14 protein-coding genes and 1 tRNA gene are annotated in these 16,114 nt (G+C 56.6%); 8 read left to right on the top strand and 7 right to left on the bottom strand.

Features of this window, described 5'->3' with window-relative positions; all coding sequences use genetic code 11:
* The first annotated feature begins 41 nt into the window (after positions 1-41).
* The 5 genes from apbE (at position 42) to mgtE (ending at position 6,175) form a co-directional block, all read left to right on the top strand.
* Positions 42-1,097, top strand: a complete 1,056-nt coding sequence (apbE, locus tag ACOTX5_RS03220; RefSeq protein ID WP_015572290.1) for an FAD:protein FMN transferase ApbE — start codon at positions 42-44, stop codon at positions 1,095-1,097.
* 72 nt (positions 1,098-1,169) lie between these two features.
* A complete protein-coding gene (ada, locus tag ACOTX5_RS03215; protein ID WP_047727283.1) occupies positions 1,170-2,228 on the top strand; it encodes a bifunctional DNA-binding transcriptional regulator/O6-methylguanine-DNA methyltransferase Ada in 1,059 nt (352 codons plus the stop codon).
* Entirely contained in the window at positions 2,228-2,878 is a 651-nt protein-coding gene (gene alkB / locus ACOTX5_RS03210; RefSeq protein WP_045910715.1) for a DNA oxidative demethylase AlkB, read from the top strand. The genes ada and alkB overlap by 1 nt, the downstream gene beginning before the upstream one ends.
* A 76-nt stretch (positions 2,879-2,954) precedes the next feature.
* Positions 2,955-4,598: a multidrug ABC transporter permease/ATP-binding protein gene (locus tag ACOTX5_RS03205; RefSeq protein WP_017383408.1), complete on the top strand. Its 1,644-nt coding sequence runs from the start codon at positions 2,955-2,957 to the stop codon at positions 4,596-4,598.
* 140 nt (positions 4,599-4,738) lie between these two features.
* Positions 4,739-6,175, top strand: a complete 1,437-nt coding sequence (gene mgtE / locus ACOTX5_RS03200; protein ID WP_006811337.1) for a magnesium transporter — start codon at positions 4,739-4,741, stop codon at positions 6,173-6,175.
* Here the strand turns inward: mgtE and ACOTX5_RS03195 are convergent.
* Positions 6,138-7,433, bottom strand: coding sequence for a SulP family inorganic anion transporter (locus ACOTX5_RS03195; protein WP_040118313.1), 1,296 nt, complete (start codon positions 7,431-7,433; stop codon positions 6,138-6,140). The genes mgtE and ACOTX5_RS03195 overlap by 38 nt on opposite strands.
* A gap of 187 nt (positions 7,434-7,620) precedes the next feature.
* On the opposite strand from ACOTX5_RS03195, the gene mqo reads away from it, so the two are divergent.
* Positions 7,621-9,270: a malate dehydrogenase (quinone) gene (gene mqo / locus ACOTX5_RS03190; RefSeq protein ID WP_017693029.1), complete on the top strand. Its 1,650-nt coding sequence runs from the start codon at positions 7,621-7,623 to the stop codon at positions 9,268-9,270.
* Positions 9,271-9,405: 135 nt separating this feature from the next.
* On the opposite strand, the gene eco is transcribed toward mqo, so the two are convergent.
* The gene (gene eco, locus ACOTX5_RS03185; RefSeq protein WP_045910717.1) at positions 9,406-9,915 is read right to left on the bottom strand and encodes a serine protease inhibitor ecotin; all 510 of its coding nucleotides are present in this window, start codon (positions 9,913-9,915) and stop codon (positions 9,406-9,408) included.
* Positions 9,916-10,117: 202 nt separating this feature from the next.
* Between eco and ACOTX5_RS03180 the strand changes: the two genes are divergently transcribed.
* Complete coding sequence (locus tag ACOTX5_RS03180; protein WP_006811332.1) at positions 10,118-10,378, top strand: DUF2534 family protein; 261 nt, start codon at positions 10,118-10,120, stop codon at positions 10,376-10,378.
* A 66-nt stretch (positions 10,379-10,444) separates the two neighbouring features.
* Here the strand turns inward: ACOTX5_RS03180 and ACOTX5_RS03175 are convergent.
* From ACOTX5_RS03175 to ACOTX5_RS03165, 3 genes are all read right to left on the bottom strand, one after another.
* Positions 10,445-10,521 (bottom strand) — tRNA-Pro (locus tag ACOTX5_RS03175).
* Between the two features lie 73 nt (positions 10,522-10,594).
* Positions 10,595-12,355: an LPS biosynthesis-modulating metalloenzyme YejM gene (gene yejM, locus ACOTX5_RS03170; RefSeq protein WP_017383404.1), complete on the bottom strand. Its 1,761-nt coding sequence runs from the start codon at positions 12,353-12,355 to the stop codon at positions 10,595-10,597.
* 19 nt (positions 12,356-12,374) lie between these two features.
* Positions 12,375-12,602 (bottom strand): YejL family protein, encoded by a 228-nt coding sequence (locus ACOTX5_RS03165; RefSeq protein ID WP_001135586.1) that lies wholly within the window; start codon positions 12,600-12,602, stop codon positions 12,375-12,377.
* A 134-nt stretch (positions 12,603-12,736) separates the two neighbouring features.
* On the opposite strand from ACOTX5_RS03165, the gene yejK reads away from it, so the two are divergent.
* Positions 12,737-13,744 (top strand): nucleoid-associated protein YejK, encoded by a 1,008-nt coding sequence (gene yejK, locus ACOTX5_RS03160; RefSeq protein WP_017693031.1) that lies wholly within the window; start codon positions 12,737-12,739, stop codon positions 13,742-13,744.
* A gap of 51 nt (positions 13,745-13,795) precedes the next feature.
* Here the strand turns inward: yejK and rplY are convergent, their stop codons facing one another.
* Both rplY and ACOTX5_RS03150 read right to left on the bottom strand, forming a co-directional pair.
* Positions 13,796-14,080, bottom strand: a complete 285-nt coding sequence (rplY, locus tag ACOTX5_RS03155; protein WP_015572298.1) for a 50S ribosomal protein L25 — start codon at positions 14,078-14,080, stop codon at positions 13,796-13,798.
* A gap of 125 nt (positions 14,081-14,205) precedes the next feature.
* Positions 14,206-15,966: a DEAD/DEAH box helicase gene (locus tag ACOTX5_RS03150; RefSeq protein ID WP_017383402.1), complete on the bottom strand. Its 1,761-nt coding sequence runs from the start codon at positions 15,964-15,966 to the stop codon at positions 14,206-14,208.
* Positions 15,967-16,114: the final 148 nt, after the last annotated feature.

Here is a 16,114-nt window from a genome sequence, read left to right as displayed (position 1 = left end):
TTTAGTGTACTCTTGCCGCCCTGGCATGAGGATAATAACCAATGGATATGACTTTTTTACGCGCCAGCGTTCTGGCGACTTTTTTACTCCTGACCGCGTGTGACTCTTCCACACAGCCCGCAAAAATCGACGCACCCGCCGCGACGGTGCTGGAAGGGAAAACCATGGGGACCTTCTGGCGCGTCAGCGTGATGGATATTGATAAATCCCGCGCTGAAGAATTACGCGGTAAAATTCAGGCGCAGCTGGATGCCGACGATCAGCTACTCTCTACCTATAAAAATGACTCTGCGCTGATGCGTTTCAATCGCTCCAGCAGCACCTCGCTGTGGCCGGTGAGCGAAGCGATGGCCGATATCGTCACAGAATCCATGCGCGTGGGCTACAAAACCAACGGCGCAATGGATGTGACCGTGGGGCCGCTGGTGAACCTGTGGGGATTTGGCCCCAACAAGCAGCCGGTGACTACACCCGATCAAGCCGCCATCGACGACGCCCGCGCCCGTACAGGGTTACAGCATCTGGCGGTGATCTCCCAGTACGGTCAGCAATACCTGCAAAAAGATATTCCCGACCTGTTTGTGGATCTCTCCACGGTAGGCGAGGGGTATGCTGCGGATCATCTCGCGGCCCTGATGGCGCAGGAAGGCATTCCGCGTTATCTGGTTTCCGTCGGGGGCGCGCTCGTCAGCCGGGGCATGAACGCCAGCGGCAGGCCGTGGCGAGTGGCCATCCAAAAACCAACCGATCAGCAGAACGCGGTGCAGGCGATTGTCGACATCAACGGGCACGGTATAAGCACCTCCGGAAGCTACCGCAACTATTACGAGCTGGATGGCAAACGTATCTCGCACGTGATTGATCCGCAAACCGGACGCCCGATTACCCACAACCTGGTGTCCGTGACGGTGATAGCCCCAACCGCGCTGGAAGCGGATGCCTGGGATACCGGATTGATGGTGCTCGGCACGGAGAAGGCCAAAGAGGTGGTGCGTCAGGAAGGGCTGGCCGTCTATATGATCACCAAAGAGGCTGACGGATTTAAAACCTGGAGTTCGCCGCAGTTCAATAGCTTCCTGGTGAGCGAAAAAAATTAAAAAGCAAGGTTGCGGGTTTTTGTTCGGTGGCGTTCAGGCAAGCTGAGCGTATGCTTGTAAGAGGAGCCGATAATGAAAAACACAACCTATCTTACCGATGAGGATCGCTGGCAGGCCGTACTGGCCCGCGATCCGCGTGCGGATAACCAGTTTGTCTTTGCCGTGCAGACGACCGGCATTTATTGTCGTCCGTCCTGCCGCGCCCGCCACGCGCTGCGTAAAAATGTCTGCTTTTATCCTGATGCTCACCAGGCCGCGCAGGCGGGTTTCCGCCCCTGTAAGCGCTGTAGGCCGGACCAGGTCGACCCTATGGCGCAGAAAAAGGCCAGCATTGCGCTGGCCTGTCGACTGCTTGAACAGGATGCCGCGCTGAACCTGGAGGCACTGGCGCAGCAGGTTGGCATGAGTCCGTACCATTTCCACCGCTTGTTTAAATCCGTCACCGGCATGACGCCGAAAGCATGGCAGCAGGCCGCGCGTGAACAACGCCTGCGCAGCCTGCTTGCACAGGGCGGTAAAATCACCGACGCCGTACTGGCCGCTGGCTTCCCGGACGGCAGCAGTTACTACCGTAAAGCCAACGGCGCGCTGGGCATGACGGCAAAACAGTACCGCAACAGAGAGGCTGCGGTCCGCTATGACATCAGTGACTGCTCGCTGGGCCGCTGTCTGGTGGCCGAAAGCGAGCGCGGGATCTGCGCAATACTGCTGGGTGATGACGACGCCGGGCTGACGGCTGAGCTGCTGTCACTGTTTCCGCTTGCCGTCCGTGAACCGATGGAAGGCGCGTTTGCCGGGCGTGTTCGGCAGGTTATTGCCTCTGTCGACAGCCGCGCGACGCCGCTGACGCTGCCGCTGGATATTCGTGGTACCGCCTTCCAGCAGCAGGTCTGGCAGGCGCTGCGGACTATCCCCTGCGGTGAAACGGCAAGTTATCAGCAGGTGGCGAAGGCCATTGGTAAACCCAATGCCGTACGTGCCGTGGCGGGGGCCTGCGGTGCCAACAAACTGGCGATAGTCATCCCCTGTCACCGCGTGGTGCGTAACGACGGTGCGCTGTCGGGTTATCGCTGGGGTGCAGCGCGTAAGGTGCTATTGTTGAAACGTGAGGCGAACAACCCGGAGGGATAATGCTCGATCTTTTTGCTGATGCTGAACCCTGGCACGAGCCGCTCGCGCCGGGGGCGACGATCCTGAGACGATTCGCGCTTTCCCGCGCGGCGGCGCTGTTCGACGGTATTGATGCCGTCAACGCCCTTTCGCCGTTTCGCCATATGGTTACGCCGGGCGGGTATACCATGTCCGTGGCGATGACCAACTGCGGCGAACTGGGATGGGCAACGAATGAGCGGGGCTATGTATATGCCGCGAACGATCCGCTGACGGATCAGCCGTGGCCGCCGATGCCGGAGGCGTTTCAGGCGCTGTGTCATGCTGCCGCCGTGGCGGCCGGCTATCCTGATTTTCGACCCGATGCCTGTCTTATTAACCGCTATGCCGTTGGGGCAAAGCTCTCCTTGCATCAGGATAAGGACGAGCCGGACCTGCGCGCGCCGATTGTCTCGGTATCCCTTGGGCTGCCCGCTGTCTTTCAGTTTGGCGGCCTGCGGCGCAACGACCCGCTCAAACGGCTGATGCTGGAGCATGGCGATGTGGTGGTATGGGGCGGTGAATCACGGCTTTTTTACCACGGTATTCAGCCGCTTAAACCTGGCGATCACCCGGTGGCGGGGGCGTTTCGCTACAACCTCACGTTCCGTCAGGCGGCATACAGAGAATAAAAATAAGAATTATTCTTGATGTGTGTGAAAGGCAGTTTACACTGCTGGCTGATTTTTCTTGTCCGGATTGCTCTGCATGCAACTACTTCTTCTTGTCTGGCGGCAGTATCGCTGGCCTTTTATCGCGGTGATGGCGTTAAGCCTTGCCAGCGCGGCGCTGGGGATCGGCCTGATTGCCTTCATTAACGTGCGTTTGATCGAAATGGTCGACACGTCACTCTCCGTCCTGCCGGAATTTCTGGGTTTACTGCTGCTGCTGATGGCAGTCACGCTCGGGTCACAGCTGGCGCTGACCGCCCTCGGCCACCATTTCGTTTTCCGTCTGCGCAGCGAGTTCATCAAACGGATCCTTGATACTCAGGTGGAACGCATCGAACAGCTGGGAAGTGCCTCTCTGCTGGCGGGGCTGACCAGCGATGTGCGCGCCATTACCATCGCCTTTGTGCGCCTGCCGGAGCTGGTGCAGGGGATCATCCTGACCTTTGGCTCGGCAGCCTATCTCGCCTGGCTCTCCAGCAAGATGCTGGCGGTGACTGCGCTGTGGATTGTTATTACCATCTGGGGCGGGTTCCTGCTGGTATCACGCGTTTATAAGCACATGGCGGTGCTGCGCGAAACGGAAGACAAGCTCTATAACGATTACCAGACGGTGCTGGAAGGGCGCAAAGAGCTGACGCTGAACCGCGAGCGCGCCGAGCATATCTTCAACCACCTCTATATCCCGGATGCGCACGAATATCGTCATCACATTATTCGAGCCGATACGTTCCACCTGAGCGCCGTGAACTGGTCCAACATCATGATGCTGGGCGCGATTGGCCTGGTATTCTGGATGGCGAACAGCCTGGGGTGGGCGGATACCAACGTGGCGGCAACGTACTCCCTGACGCTGCTGTTTTTACGCACGCCGCTGCTCTCGGCCGTTGGCGCACTGCCAACGCTGCTGAGTGCTCAGGTGGCCTTCAACAAGCTGAAGAAATTCGACCTTGCGCCGTTTAAGGCTGAGTTCCCGCGCCCGCAGGCCTTCCCGAACTGGCAAACGCTGGAACTGCGTAACGTTACCTTCCGCTATCAGGATAACGCCTTCTCCGTAGGGCCGATAAACCTGACCATTCATCGCGGCGAACTGCTGTTCCTTATCGGCGGCAACGGCAGTGGCAAATCTACGCTGGCGATGCTGCTGACGGGCCTCTACCAGCCGCAGGCGGGTGAAATTTTGCTGGATGGTAAAGCGCTGAGCGCGGAGAAACCGGAGGACTACCGCAAGCTCTTCTCGGCGGTATTTACCGACGTCTGGCTGTTCGACCGGCTGCTGGGCCCGGAAGGGCAGCAGGCGGATCCGGCGCTGGTGGAGAAATGGCTTGCGCACCTGCAAATGTCGCACAAGCTGGAGCTACAGGATGGCAAAATCCTGAATCTCAAGCTGTCGAAAGGGCAGAAGAAGCGCGTGGCGCTGCTGCTGGCGCTGGCCGAAGAGCGCGACATCATCCTGCTGGATGAGTGGGCCGCCGATCAGGACCCGCACTTCCGTCGCGAGTTTTATCAGGTCCTGCTGCCGCTGATGCAGGCGATGGGAAAAACCATTTTTGCCATCAGCCATGACGATCACTACTTCATTCACGCCGACCGTCTGCTGGAGATGCGCGACGGCAAGCTGAGTGAGCTGACCGGCGATGAGCGCGATGCGGCGTCACGGGACGCGGTGGCGCGTACGGCCTGATTGCAATTGTGCCGGGTGGCGCCCGGCACACTAATTTTTCATATATGCCGTTTTTTTCTCCATCCCGACCCGCCGTTTATTCTTATTTACATATCCCCGCGCTATGCTTAACGCCAACTCATTTAATGGATTTATGATTGATGTCGGTATTAAAGAAAAACAGCGCCAGGCAGCGTGACCAGGAGCGTGCGCGGCTCATCTGGCTCCTGACGACCGATAAAGCGGTCACGTCAACGTTATTGGGTAAGCTAACCCTGGCTGAGCAATATGATGTCGGCACGCTGGCCGACGATATTGCTGAGGTAGGTGCGCTGGTTGCACATTTACCGCCCCCGGACCTGGCGGACACCCTGGAGGCATTACCTTCCGAAGAGCGCCACGCCCTGTGGCGGCTGGTGCAGGATCACGAGCGCGGTCAGGTACTGCTTGAAGCCTCGGAAAACGTCTGGGATGACCTTATCGATGAGATGAGCGACCGGGACATCCTTGACGCCCTGCAAACGCTGGATATCGATGAGCAGATTTACCTCGTTCAGCATCTTCCGCGCAACCTGACCGGACGCCTGCTGGCTTCCCTGCCTGCCGAAGAGCGGGCGCGCGTGCGTCAGGTGATGCACTACGAGAAAAACAGCGTCGGCGCGATCATGGAGTTTGGCGTCATCACCGTGCGTCCGGACGTTACCCTGGGTACGGTGCAGCGCTATCTTCGTCGCCTGGGCAGTATGCCGGATAACACCGATAAACTGTTCGTCACCTCGCGGGATAAAACCCTGCTCGGGGAGCTGGAGCTGAAAACGATCCTGCTTAACAGCACTCAGCAGCGGGTGAGTGAGGTCATGGAAACCGAGCCGATGGTCTTCTCGCCGGAAGACGATGCCGAAAAAGCGGCGCGTACCTTCGAACGTGATGACCTGGTGAGCGCGGCGGTGGTGGATTCGGTGGGCAAGCTGATGGGGCGTCTGACCATCGATGAGATCGTTGACGTGGTCTATGAAGAGACCGATAACGACCTGCGTGCCCTTGGCGGGATCAGTGCCGAAGATGACGTTCATGCCTCCGTCGGCAAGGCCGTCAAAACGCGCTGGGCGTGGCTCGCCATCAATTTATGCACCGCGTTCGTGGCGTCCCGCGTTATTGACGGCTTCGAACATACCATTTCCCAGCTGGTGGCCCTGGCGTCGCTGATGCCGATTGTGGCGGGGATCGGCGGGAACACCGGTAACCAGACTATCACCATGATCGTTCGCGCCCTGGCGCTGGAAAACATACAGCCGGGTAATTTCTCGTGGCTGATTTTCAGGGAGATGGGCGTCGCGCTGATTAATGGCCTGGTCTGGGGCGGCATCATGGGCGGCATTACCTGGTGGCTGTATGATGATATGGCGCTGGGCGGGGTCATGATGCTGGCGATGGTGCTGAACCTGCTGGTGGCGGCGATGATGGGCGTGATTATCCCGTTGACCATGACCCGGCTGGGGCGCGACCCCGCGGTGGGGTCGAGCGTGATGATCACCGCCATTACCGATACCGGCGGTTTCTTTATTTTTCTTGGACTGGCGACGATTTTTCTTCTGTAGCCAGCGCTTTTTGCTTAAGTCGGGCAGGGAGGATGAACATCATCATAATCCCGCCCAGCACGCCAATTGCCAGGTTGCCGGTGAAAACCGTTGCCACAACCGTCACCAGCATCACGACGGTTTCAGCCACCGGCGCGTTTTTCAGCGTTCCGGGCTGAACGCTATGCCAGCTAAAGGTCTTGACGGCCACAATGGCCATAATTCCCGCCAGTACCGCCATCGGAATTTTGGCCATCACCTCGCTGAGCGCCGTAACCAGCACCAGCAGTACGATGCCCGCCGCAAGGGTGGAGATACGGCTTCTGCCTTTCCCCATCTCCACGTTAACGATGGTCTGCCCAATCATCGCGCAGCCCGCAATGCCGCCGTAGAACCCGGCCATAATATTGCCCACGCCCAGTCCGATGCTCTCGCGGCGCTTACTGGAGGGGGTAGCGGTCAGCTCGTCCACCAGTTTTGCCGTCAACAAGGATTCCAGCAGGCCAACGAAAGCGATACTTAGCGCGCACGGCCAGATGATGCTCAGGGTTTCCAGATTGAGCGGCACCAGCAGTTGCGTAAAGCCCGGCAAACCGCCGCCCATGGAACCTTCATCCCCTACCGTCGGCAGGATTTGCCCGCTGGTGACGGTGAACAAAGTCAGCAGCACAATGGCAATCAGCGGGGAGGGCACGCTTTTGATATAGCGTGGCACCCAGAGCACAATCAGCAGCGTCAGCACGAACAGGCCCACAATCAGCGGGCTTCGGCTCCAGAAATGGGGCACCTGGGCAAAGAAAATCAAAATGCCAAGGGCGTTAACAAACCCGGTCATCACCGACTGGGGAATAAAGCGCATCAGCCGCGCCATACCCAGCGCGCCGAACAGGATCTGAATCACGCCTGCCATTACCACCGCGGGCAGAATGTACTGTACGCCGTGTTGATGGACCATCGGCCCAATCACCAGCGCGACGGAACCTGCCGCCGCCGTCACCATGGCCGGACGCCCGCCGAGCAGGGAAAGGGCGAAACAGAGCACCACGGAGGCGATAAGGCTCACTTTCGGATCCACGCCCGCGACCACGGAAAACGAAATCACTTCCGGGATCAGCGCCAGCGCGGTAATCACACCGGCCAGGGTTTCGCGCATCAGACGGTGAGGCGAACGTAAAACAGTGGCGACATGGCCTTCTTGAGGTACAGACGAGTGGGGTAATGACATAACAATTCGCTGGTAGGGGCAGGCTTCCGTGCGCGCGATCACAAAGTGCAGCATGATAGCCAGGAAAATCGTCTGGTGCCAGCCTGTTTGCCAAATCCCTACAAACAATCCATCATTAAATTTCACAATTACAATAATTTCGTAACCTTTAAACAATATTTAAAAGTTGCTACCGTGCCACCGCAGCGTGTTTCACCTGTAATTTCCACGCATCAAGCACTATTCAACTAAGGCATAAATGATGAAAAAAATGACTGCCGTGCTCTTTTCTCTGGCCGTGGGGCTGAACGTCGTCTCGATGGCGGCGAAGGCTGACGCACCAAAAGAGCAGGAAACGGATGTCCTTTTAATTGGTGGCGGCATCATGAGCGCCACGCTGGGAACGTATCTTCAGGAATTAGAGCCGAACTGGTCCATGACCATGGTCGAGCGCCTCGATGGCGTGGCACAGGAAAGCTCTAACGGCTGGAACAACGCCGGGACGGGGCACTCGGCACTCATGGAACTGAACTATACGCCGCAGAAAAAGGACGGTTCCATTAGTATCGAGAAGGCGGTAGAGATCAACGAAGCGTTCCAGATCTCACGTCAGTTCTGGTCTCACCAGGTGAACAGCGGTGTGTTGCACAATCCGCACTCCTTCATCAACACCGTACCGCACATGAGCTTTGTGTGGGGCGATCAAAACGTCAACTTCCTGCGCGCGCGCTACGCTGCCCTGCAACAGAGCACGCTTTTCCGCGGGATGAAATACTCTGAAGATCACGCTCAAATCAAAGAGTGGGCGCCGCTGGTCATGGAAGGCCGCGATCCGAACCAGAAAGTAGCGGCGACCCGCACTGAAATTGGTACTGACGTTAACTACGGTGAAATCACCCGTCAGCTGGTGTCCTCTCTGAAGAAAAAAGAGAACTTTAACCTGCAACTCAGCTCCGAAGTGCGTGGTTTCAAGCGCAACGCGGATAACAGCTGGAGCGTGACCGTTGCCGATCTGAAAAACAACGAAGCCGAGCATGTGATTAAGGCGAAGTTCGTGTTTATCGGTGCGGGCGGCGCGGCGCTGAAACTGTTGCAGGAGTCCGGTATTCCGGAAGCGGACGACTACGCGGGCTTCCCGGTCGGCGGCCAGTTCCTGGTGTCGGAAAACCCGGAAGTGGTTAACCGTCATCTGGCTAAAGTGTACGGTCAGGCCTCTGTGGGCGCACCACCGATGTCCGTTCCGCATATCGACACCCGCATGCTGGACGGTAAGCGCGTAGTGCTGTTCGGGCCGTTTGCCACATTCTCCACCAAATTCCTGAAAAACGGTTCCCTGTGGGATCTGCTGAGCGCGACCACGACGTCAAACGTCAAGCCAATGATGGACGTGGGGCTGGATAACTTCGATCTGGTGAAATACCTGATTAGCCAGGTGATGCTCTCTGATGAAGAGCGCTTCGAGGCGCTGAAAGAGTACTATCCGCAGGCGAAGAAAGAAGACTGGCGTCTGTGGCAGGCGGGTCAGCGCGTGCAGATTATCAAACGCGATCCGAAAGAGGGCGGCGTGCTGCGTCTGGGCACCGAAGTGGTAAGCGATAAGGATGGCACCATTGCCGCGCTGCTGGGGGCATCTCCGGGGGCGTCTACCGCTGCGCCAATCATGCTGCACCTGATGGAAAAAGTGTTTAAGGACAAAGTATCCAGCCCGGAATGGCAGGCGAAGCTGAAAACCATTATTCCATCCTACGGTACGAAGCTGAACGGTAACGTTGAAGCCACGGAACAAGAGCTGGAATACACCAGCCGCGTTCTGCAACTGCAATACGTCAAACCGCAGGCTGCTGATGCTGCGCCAAAGGCAGAGCTGAAGCCTCAGGCGGAAAGCAAGCCGGTAGCGGATATCGCGCTGTAAGGTAAACGCAAAACGGTAACATCCGTTACCGTTTTTAGTGTTTTCTCCCTCTCCCCGGTGGGAGAGGGTTGGGGTGAGGGCACCAGACCGCACCCTTTCCAGGTCGGGTAAGCGAGAGCGCCACCCGACTTATTTTTAACGAACTACCGCTTGTCCTACCGTCTCATCAGCCTTCCATACGCGATATTTCACATCCACGTTTTCCGGCGTGTATACGACGATCGGCAGCTTGCTGTTATAGCGCAGCAGACTGTTATCACCCAGATACGCGGTAATAAATTTCTTCTCTTTCTTGCCGTCCGGACACGCCATCACGGTGGAGACTGGCGAGGTTACTTTGTCGAAGACATAGTAGTCATAGCCCCAGCCTTCCAGCGTTTTGCTTTCCAGCTGGCCGCCCAGACGATGCTGATTGCAGTCCACTTCCAGCGTCTGGCCGATTAACAGCTCAACTTTGAAATTTGCTTCATCCTGCTGAGCCGGGAGCTGAATAACCTGGCGCTTCATCCCTTTGTCCGCTTGCGGATACGGAGCAACTTTTTCCAGCGGCTGCTCTTTCCGGGTTTCGCTGGCGAAAGCACTGGTGCTGGCGCACGCAGCGGCGATGAGGGCGATGGCAAATTTAGGTGCGTTTTTCACTGTCATTCCTTTTTGTTAAAACGATCCTGGAAAGACTAACATATAGCACGTGAATAGTTGGCGCAATTTACTCATATTTTCATTTTAAATGGAGTAATACACTGCTTTTATGTTCATTTATTGGTGTTTAATGCTGTGTTGGAGTCGATGCGGCAATCGTGTTATTTTACGCGTTAATTATTGTTATTCATCTGTAAAGGGAGGGGAGATGGTACGTGAAAAACTGAAGACACCTGAAGGCCGCAAGTTCCTGCTGGCGTTACTGGTTGTGTTTATGATTGCTGCTGCATGCGTGGGGCGAGCAACCATTGTCGGTGTGATTGAGCAGTACAACATCCCGCTCTCTGCCTGGACAACCAGCATGTTTGTCCTGCAATCGGCGATGATCTTTGTTTACAGCCTGGTGTTCACCGTCCTGCTGGCGATTCCGCTGGGGATTTTCTTTCTCGGTGGGCGTGAAAAACACTAAGCATTGCGCATGCGGAGACAGGCAATAAAAAACCAGCCATAAGCGGCTGGTTTTTTTGTGTAGTTTTGGTCGGCACGAGAGGATTTGAACCTCCGACCCCCGACACCCCATGACGGTGCGCTACCAGGCTGCGCTACGTGCCGACGCATAAAAGGAATACTACTCGATTCCTTTTTGAATGCAAGGGGCAAGCAACGCTAACTGATTCATAAATAATCAGTTAGCGATAAAGCGCTTCTCGTCTGTCAGCACCTGCAACAGCAAACTGAGCTGCGGCTTCTGGTCTTTCAGCTTCTCACCTTCGAGGTTATACGTCTGGTAATTGCCATTGCTGTTCAGCACCAGGGACAACGTCGGCGTGGTCACCACCAGCGTGTTTCCGCCAGCAGCCGTGACCCAGTTATGACGCCGCGTGGCGCTAAAGAGGTCTTGTCCCTGCGAGTACTCAATTGCCGGTGTGCTGACGTGCAGCAGCCGTTGCATTAACGTGGTCATGACGTCTTTATGGTCGGTGAGCATGTTGATGCGCTGCGCGGGAGTGCCCGGCCAGTGGATCACCAGGGGAACATGCAGGTTCGGACGCGACCACTCCATGCCCTTCGCCTCGTCGCCGAGCGGCACGCCATGCCCCGCCGTGATAATCACGACCGTATTGTCCAGCTTGCCCGCGTCGCGCAGGGCGGTCAGCACGCGGCCGATCTGCGCATCGACATCGCCCGCCGCACGGCTATAGCGGCGCGCGAAGCCTTTCTGATTGCTGTCATCAAGCGTTGTGCCGTTAAACGCAACCCAGGAGAACCAGCGGTTATCTTCCTGCGCATAGCGCTTCAGCCAGTCTATCCACTGGTCAGCGGTCCGATCGTCAGACTGGCTCTGCGCGGCGGGCAGTGAGAAATCAGACAGCAGCGCCTGGCGGTACAGCGAGCTGTTGAAACCATCAGAGGCGAACAGCCCCAGCTGGTAGCCCTGCTGATTAAGCCCGGTAATCAATGCCGCCGGAATACGGGCCGACAGCACGCCGTCCATATAGCTCGGTGAAATGCCATAGAACAGGCCGAAAATACCCGCGTCGGTCGAATTACCGGAGCTCATATGCTGAGTGAATACGATGTTGTTCTCAGCGAATTCAGCCAGCGCTGGCATCTGCTTCTCATAGCGGGAATAGTTCAGGCCATCGACGGTAATCAGCAGCACGTTCTGACCGCGGCCCATGTCGCGATATTTCAGATCGCTCAGGGGATACTGCACGCTGACCGCTTCCGGATTACCCTGTTCGACCAGACGACGCTGATACTCCTGCGCGTCCAGCAGGCCGTGTTTTTCGAGGAAACGACGTGCCGTCATCGGATAGGAGAGCGGCAGGTTCGCGCGCTGCATGGTAATCGGGCGGTAGAAGTTCGCATCTGCCCAGATATACATCAGGTGCGAACCGATAAATGAGGCGAAAAAGAGCGCCGCGACGGGCTTCGCATAATGGCGGCGTCGGGTCAGACTGCGGAGTTTTTGCCAGCTCCACGTGGCGAACAGCATTTCGATCAGCAGGATAATCGGCACGCTGATAAACATCAGCTGCCAGTCGCGCGCGGTCTCGTTCTGATCCGGGTTAATCACCAGCTCCCAGACGACAGGATTCAGGTGCAGGTGGAAACGGGTAAAGACTTCGCTGTCGATCAGCAACAGCGTCATGCCCGCCGTCGCAAGAATGGCGGACAGGAAGCGCATCAGCCGCTGCGACATGACGATAAACGTCAGTGGGAACAGGATCAGCAGATAGGTGGCGAAGACCAGAAAGCTAAAGTGACCAACAAGACTCATCCACGAGTAGATGCGCCCGGTTAACGTGGTTGGCCAGTCCGCCACAAACAGATAACGGCAGCCGAGCACCATCGCCAACAGAATATTGAACAGGGCAAACCAGTGCCCCCAGCTGACCATCTGGGAGACTTTTTCACGGTAGCGCTGACGATTCGTCACCATAAACTGTTGTTCGTTTCCCTTAGTGTGCCTGGTCGTCGCTAACGGAGGACTGCAAAGCCTGGGCGAAAGATTTGGCGATCGCCTGACGCTGAGCCGGAGCAACGCTGGTATTGATCAGGTTGGTAACCATATTTCCCAAAACCATCAGGGAGAGATCGGTTGGCGTTTTATGTTTTTCCAGTACGTTGACCAGCTCACTGAGCAATTGTTCAACGTGTTCGTCACTGTAGCGGGAATGTTGTGGCATAAATCAAAATCAGTTTGTTGAGAGAAGGGCGACATATTACCGTAGCAACAGCTTTTTTTCCCCTTTTTTATCTTCTGTTGCACACATGCGTTGGTGGTGGTTGAATACCGCCCGGTCTAAAAGGAGAGTTTATCATGAGTCTGGAAATCAACCAGATTGCCTTGCACCAGCTTATCAAGCGTGATGAGCAAACCCTTGAAGTGGTGCTGCGCGATTCGTTACTGGAACCAACGCCTACCGTTGTCGAGATGATGGCGGAGTTGCATCGCGTCTACAGCGCGAAAAATAAAGCCTATGGCTTGTTCAGCGAAGAGAGCGAACTGGCGGATAGCCTGCGCCTGCAACGTCAGGGCGAAGAGGATTTCCTGGCATTCAGCCGCGCTGCTACTGGCCGTCTGCGTGACGAGCTGGCGAAATATCCCTTCGCCGATGGCGGTATCGTCCTGTTCTGCCACTACCGCTATCTGGCGGTAGAGTATCTGCTGGTCACCGTGCTGAATAACTTAAGCAGTATGCGCGTGAACGAGCAGCTGGATATCAGCTCAACGCACTACCTGGATATCAACCATGCGGATATTGTGGCGCGTATCGATTTAACCGAATGGGAAACCAACCCGGAATCAACGCGCTATCTGACCTTCCTTAAAGGCCGCGTGGGCCGCAAAGTGGCGGATTTCTTTATGGACTTCCTCGGCGCCAGCGAAGGGCTGAATGCCAAAGCGCAGAACAAAGGTCTACTCCAGGCGGTGGATGACTTTACGGCTGAGGCGCAGCTTGATAAATCTGAGCGTCAGACCGTGCGTCAGCAGGTTTACAGCTACTGCAACGAGCAGTTACAGGCCGGGGAAGAGATTGAGCTGGAGTCGCTGTCCAAAGAGCTGGCAGGCGTCAGCGAAGTCAGCTTCCAGGAATTTACTGCGGAAAAAGGCTATGAGCTGGAAGAGAGCTTCCCGGCGGATCGCAGTACGCTGCGTCAGCTGACGAAATTTGCCGGTAGCGGCGGTGGGTTAACCATTAACTTTGATGCCATGCTGCTCGGGGAACGTATCTTCTGGGACCCGGCCACCGACACGCTGACCATTAAAGGCACACCGCCGAATCTGCGCGACCAGCTTCAGCGTCGCACTTCAGGCGGTAAGTAACAGCCATAAAAAAACCCCGCAAACGCGGGGTTTTTCTCGACAGGTTTGCGATTACGCGCGAACGAAGTCGATGTGAGTCAGTTTTGGCTTGAACGCGTGACGCTGAACAGCCTGAACTTTCACTTTTTCTTCTTTACCGTCAACAACGATGGTCAGAACTTCGCTGTAGAATTCAGCTTTGTTCTGCATGTTCCATACTTTGTCGTGATCCAGTTCAATAGCAACTGGAGCAGCTTCGCCACCGTAAACGATAGCCGGGAACTTGTTTGCGGTACGCAGGCGGCGGCTCGCACCCTTACCCTGCACGTTACGTACTTCTGCTTCGATAGTGAACATTGATTTCTCTCTGTATTTAAAACCCTACTACAGGCGACCCAGCAGCAGGTGAGTGTTCTGCCTCACGGATGTGAAGCGGGCGGCATTTTATACTCAAATGGCTCGCGCATCAACGAAAAGTCCCGTTAACCGCGCAATTCGTTTGCCCGGCGAAAGCGTCCTTCATAGTCAAAGACCTTCTCACGCACCTGCCAGAACTGCCCTTTTTTACGGGCGACAACAAAATCAGGATGGCGCAGTAACGCCTGCTGGCGCACGATATCGGCCACGGTTATCCAGCGCAGCGGCACGCCAGGCGTGCGGGTATGCGGGCGGATAAAGAGCTGCTCAAACGCGGTGCGCTGGGCGGGCGTCTGGACCCGGAACCGCTCGCTGACGTCTGCGCCATCCTCGTCGTAGTAGGTAATTTTTAGCCACTCGCCTTTTTCATCCGCGCCGGGCTGTAAGGCCATGCCGGAACAGCGCAGCACCAGCGCATCTTTCAGCTTCAGCGCCGCTTTCAGCATGTCGTCCGGGTCGACCAGGACCGTGTCGCACTCCCGACAGCGGCGGGCGGCAATGTCGTTTTCGGCATTGCACTGCGGGCAGTTTTTGAAGCGGAAGCGGAAGTCACACTGTTCGCGATGGCCTTCATCGTCTTCAAACCAGCCCTGACAGCGGCGGCCAAAATGTTCGATCAGCGTGCCGTCGGCGGTGGTTTTCCCCCAGAAGGTGTTGGCAAACCCGCAGGCAGGGCAAAAAACCTGAACGGGCACGTTGTCGCTCTTGCCTTTTGGCGTGCCGACTTCCGGCGAATAGAGATCGTGCGGGTTACCGGCGTAATCAAGGATCAGACAGTCGGTTTTGCCCGGCGCCAGACGCAGCCCGCGGCCAACAATCTGCTGATACAGGCTGACGGATTCCGTCGGGCGAAGAATCGCAATCAGGTCGACGTGCGGGGCGTCAAAGCCGGTGGTTAGTACGGAGACATTCACCAGATAGCGGAACCGCTGAGCTTTGAAGTCCTCAATCAGGCTGTCGCGCTCCGGGCCGGGGGTTTCACCGGTAATTAACGCCGCGTCGTCGGCGGGCAGCAGCCCCGTAATTTCGCGCGCGTGTTCGACAGTGGCAGCAAAAATCATCACCCCTTTGCGCGTTTGTGCGAACTCTTCAATCTGGCTGATGATATGCGGCGTGATCCGCTTCTGTTTTTTCAGCTCATGGTTAAGATCAGCCTCGCTGAACAGCCCGTTGCTCTGCACCTGTAAGCGGCTGAAATCGTACTGCACGACGGGCATATCCAGCCGCTCCGGCGGCGTCAGGTAGCCGTGCTTGATCATGTAGCGCAGCGGAAGCTCATAGATACAGTCGCGGAACAGGGCCTTTTCATCGCCACGCACCATGCCGTGATAATGAAACTGATAAATCCAGCCCTTGCCCAGACGAAACGGCGTGGCGGTGAGGCCAAGCAGACGGAGGTGAGGATTCACCTTTTTCAGATGAGTGAGGATTTGCTGATACTGGCTGTCGTCGTCATCGCTGATGCGGTGACACTCATCGACAATCAGCAGGGAAAACTCGCTGCGAAACAGTTCCAGGTTGCGCGCAACGGATTGTACGCTGCCAAACACCACTTTTCCGTGGCTCTCTTTGCGCTTCAGTCCGGCGGCAAAAATGTCGGCCTCCAGGCCGAGCGCGCAATATTTGGCGTGGTTTTGCGCCACCAGCTCTTTGACGTGCGCCAGCACCAGCACGCGTCCGCGGGCCAGGCGCGCCAGTTCGGCAATCACCAGGCTTTTACCGGCTCCGGTCGGGAGAACGATGGCGGCGGGCTCCCGATGCTTGCGAAACCAGGCGAGGGTGGCATCAACGGCTTCCTGCTGATAGGGGCGTAATGTGAACGTCATGGCTTCTCTATTCAGTTAACTCGCATATAGTATGCCACGAAACTTTTTCCCTTGAGTGGCGCAACCAGACCATTATACTGAACTGTTTCTGACTGCTTCTTTTTCGGACGCGTAGTCCGACTTCCAGCACCATTAAGGCTAAAAAGAT

The sequence above is a fragment of the Enterobacter cloacae complex sp. IR5441 genome (genome assembly GCF_049238215.1).
Taxonomy (GTDB): Bacteria; Pseudomonadota; Gammaproteobacteria; order Enterobacterales; family Enterobacteriaceae; genus Enterobacter; species Enterobacter hormaechei_C.
This window is presented reverse-complemented; position numbering and strand designations above follow the sequence as displayed.

What these genes read in the sequence shown, in the direction of transcription:
- apbE (WP_015572290.1), top strand. Translation starts at nt 42, where the DNA reads ATGGATATGACTTTTTTACGCGCCAGCGTTCTGGCGACTTTTTTACTC.
- ada (WP_047727283.1), top strand. Translation starts at nt 1,170, where the DNA reads ATGAAAAACACAACCTATCTTACCGATGAGGATCGCTGGCAGGCCGTA.
- alkB (WP_045910715.1), top strand. Translation starts at nt 2,228, where the DNA reads ATGCTCGATCTTTTTGCTGATGCTGAACCCTGGCACGAGCCGCTCGCG.
- ACOTX5_RS03205 (WP_017383408.1), top strand. Translation starts at nt 2,955, where the DNA reads ATGCAACTACTTCTTCTTGTCTGGCGGCAGTATCGCTGGCCTTTTATC.
- mgtE (WP_006811337.1), top strand. Translation starts at nt 4,739, where the DNA reads ATGTCGGTATTAAAGAAAAACAGCGCCAGGCAGCGTGACCAGGAGCGT.
- ACOTX5_RS03195 (WP_040118313.1), bottom strand. Translation starts at nt 7,433, where the DNA reads ATGCTGCACTTTGTGATCGCGCGCACGGAAGCCTGCCCCTACCAGCGA.
- mqo (WP_017693029.1), top strand. Translation starts at nt 7,621, where the DNA reads ATGAAAAAAATGACTGCCGTGCTCTTTTCTCTGGCCGTGGGGCTGAAC.
- eco (WP_045910717.1), bottom strand. Translation starts at nt 9,915, where the DNA reads ATGACAGTGAAAAACGCACCTAAATTTGCCATCGCCCTCATCGCCGCT.
- ACOTX5_RS03180 (WP_006811332.1), top strand. Translation starts at nt 10,118, where the DNA reads ATGGTACGTGAAAAACTGAAGACACCTGAAGGCCGCAAGTTCCTGCTG.
- yejM (WP_017383404.1), bottom strand. Translation starts at nt 12,355, where the DNA reads ATGGTGACGAATCGTCAGCGCTACCGTGAAAAAGTCTCCCAGATGGTC.
- ACOTX5_RS03165 (WP_001135586.1), bottom strand. Translation starts at nt 12,602, where the DNA reads ATGCCACAACATTCCCGCTACAGTGACGAACACGTTGAACAATTGCTC.
- yejK (WP_017693031.1), top strand. Translation starts at nt 12,737, where the DNA reads ATGAGTCTGGAAATCAACCAGATTGCCTTGCACCAGCTTATCAAGCGT.
- rplY (WP_015572298.1), bottom strand. Translation starts at nt 14,080, where the DNA reads ATGTTCACTATCGAAGCAGAAGTACGTAACGTGCAGGGTAAGGGTGCG.
- ACOTX5_RS03150 (WP_017383402.1), bottom strand. Translation starts at nt 15,966, where the DNA reads ATGACGTTCACATTACGCCCCTATCAGCAGGAAGCCGTTGATGCCACC.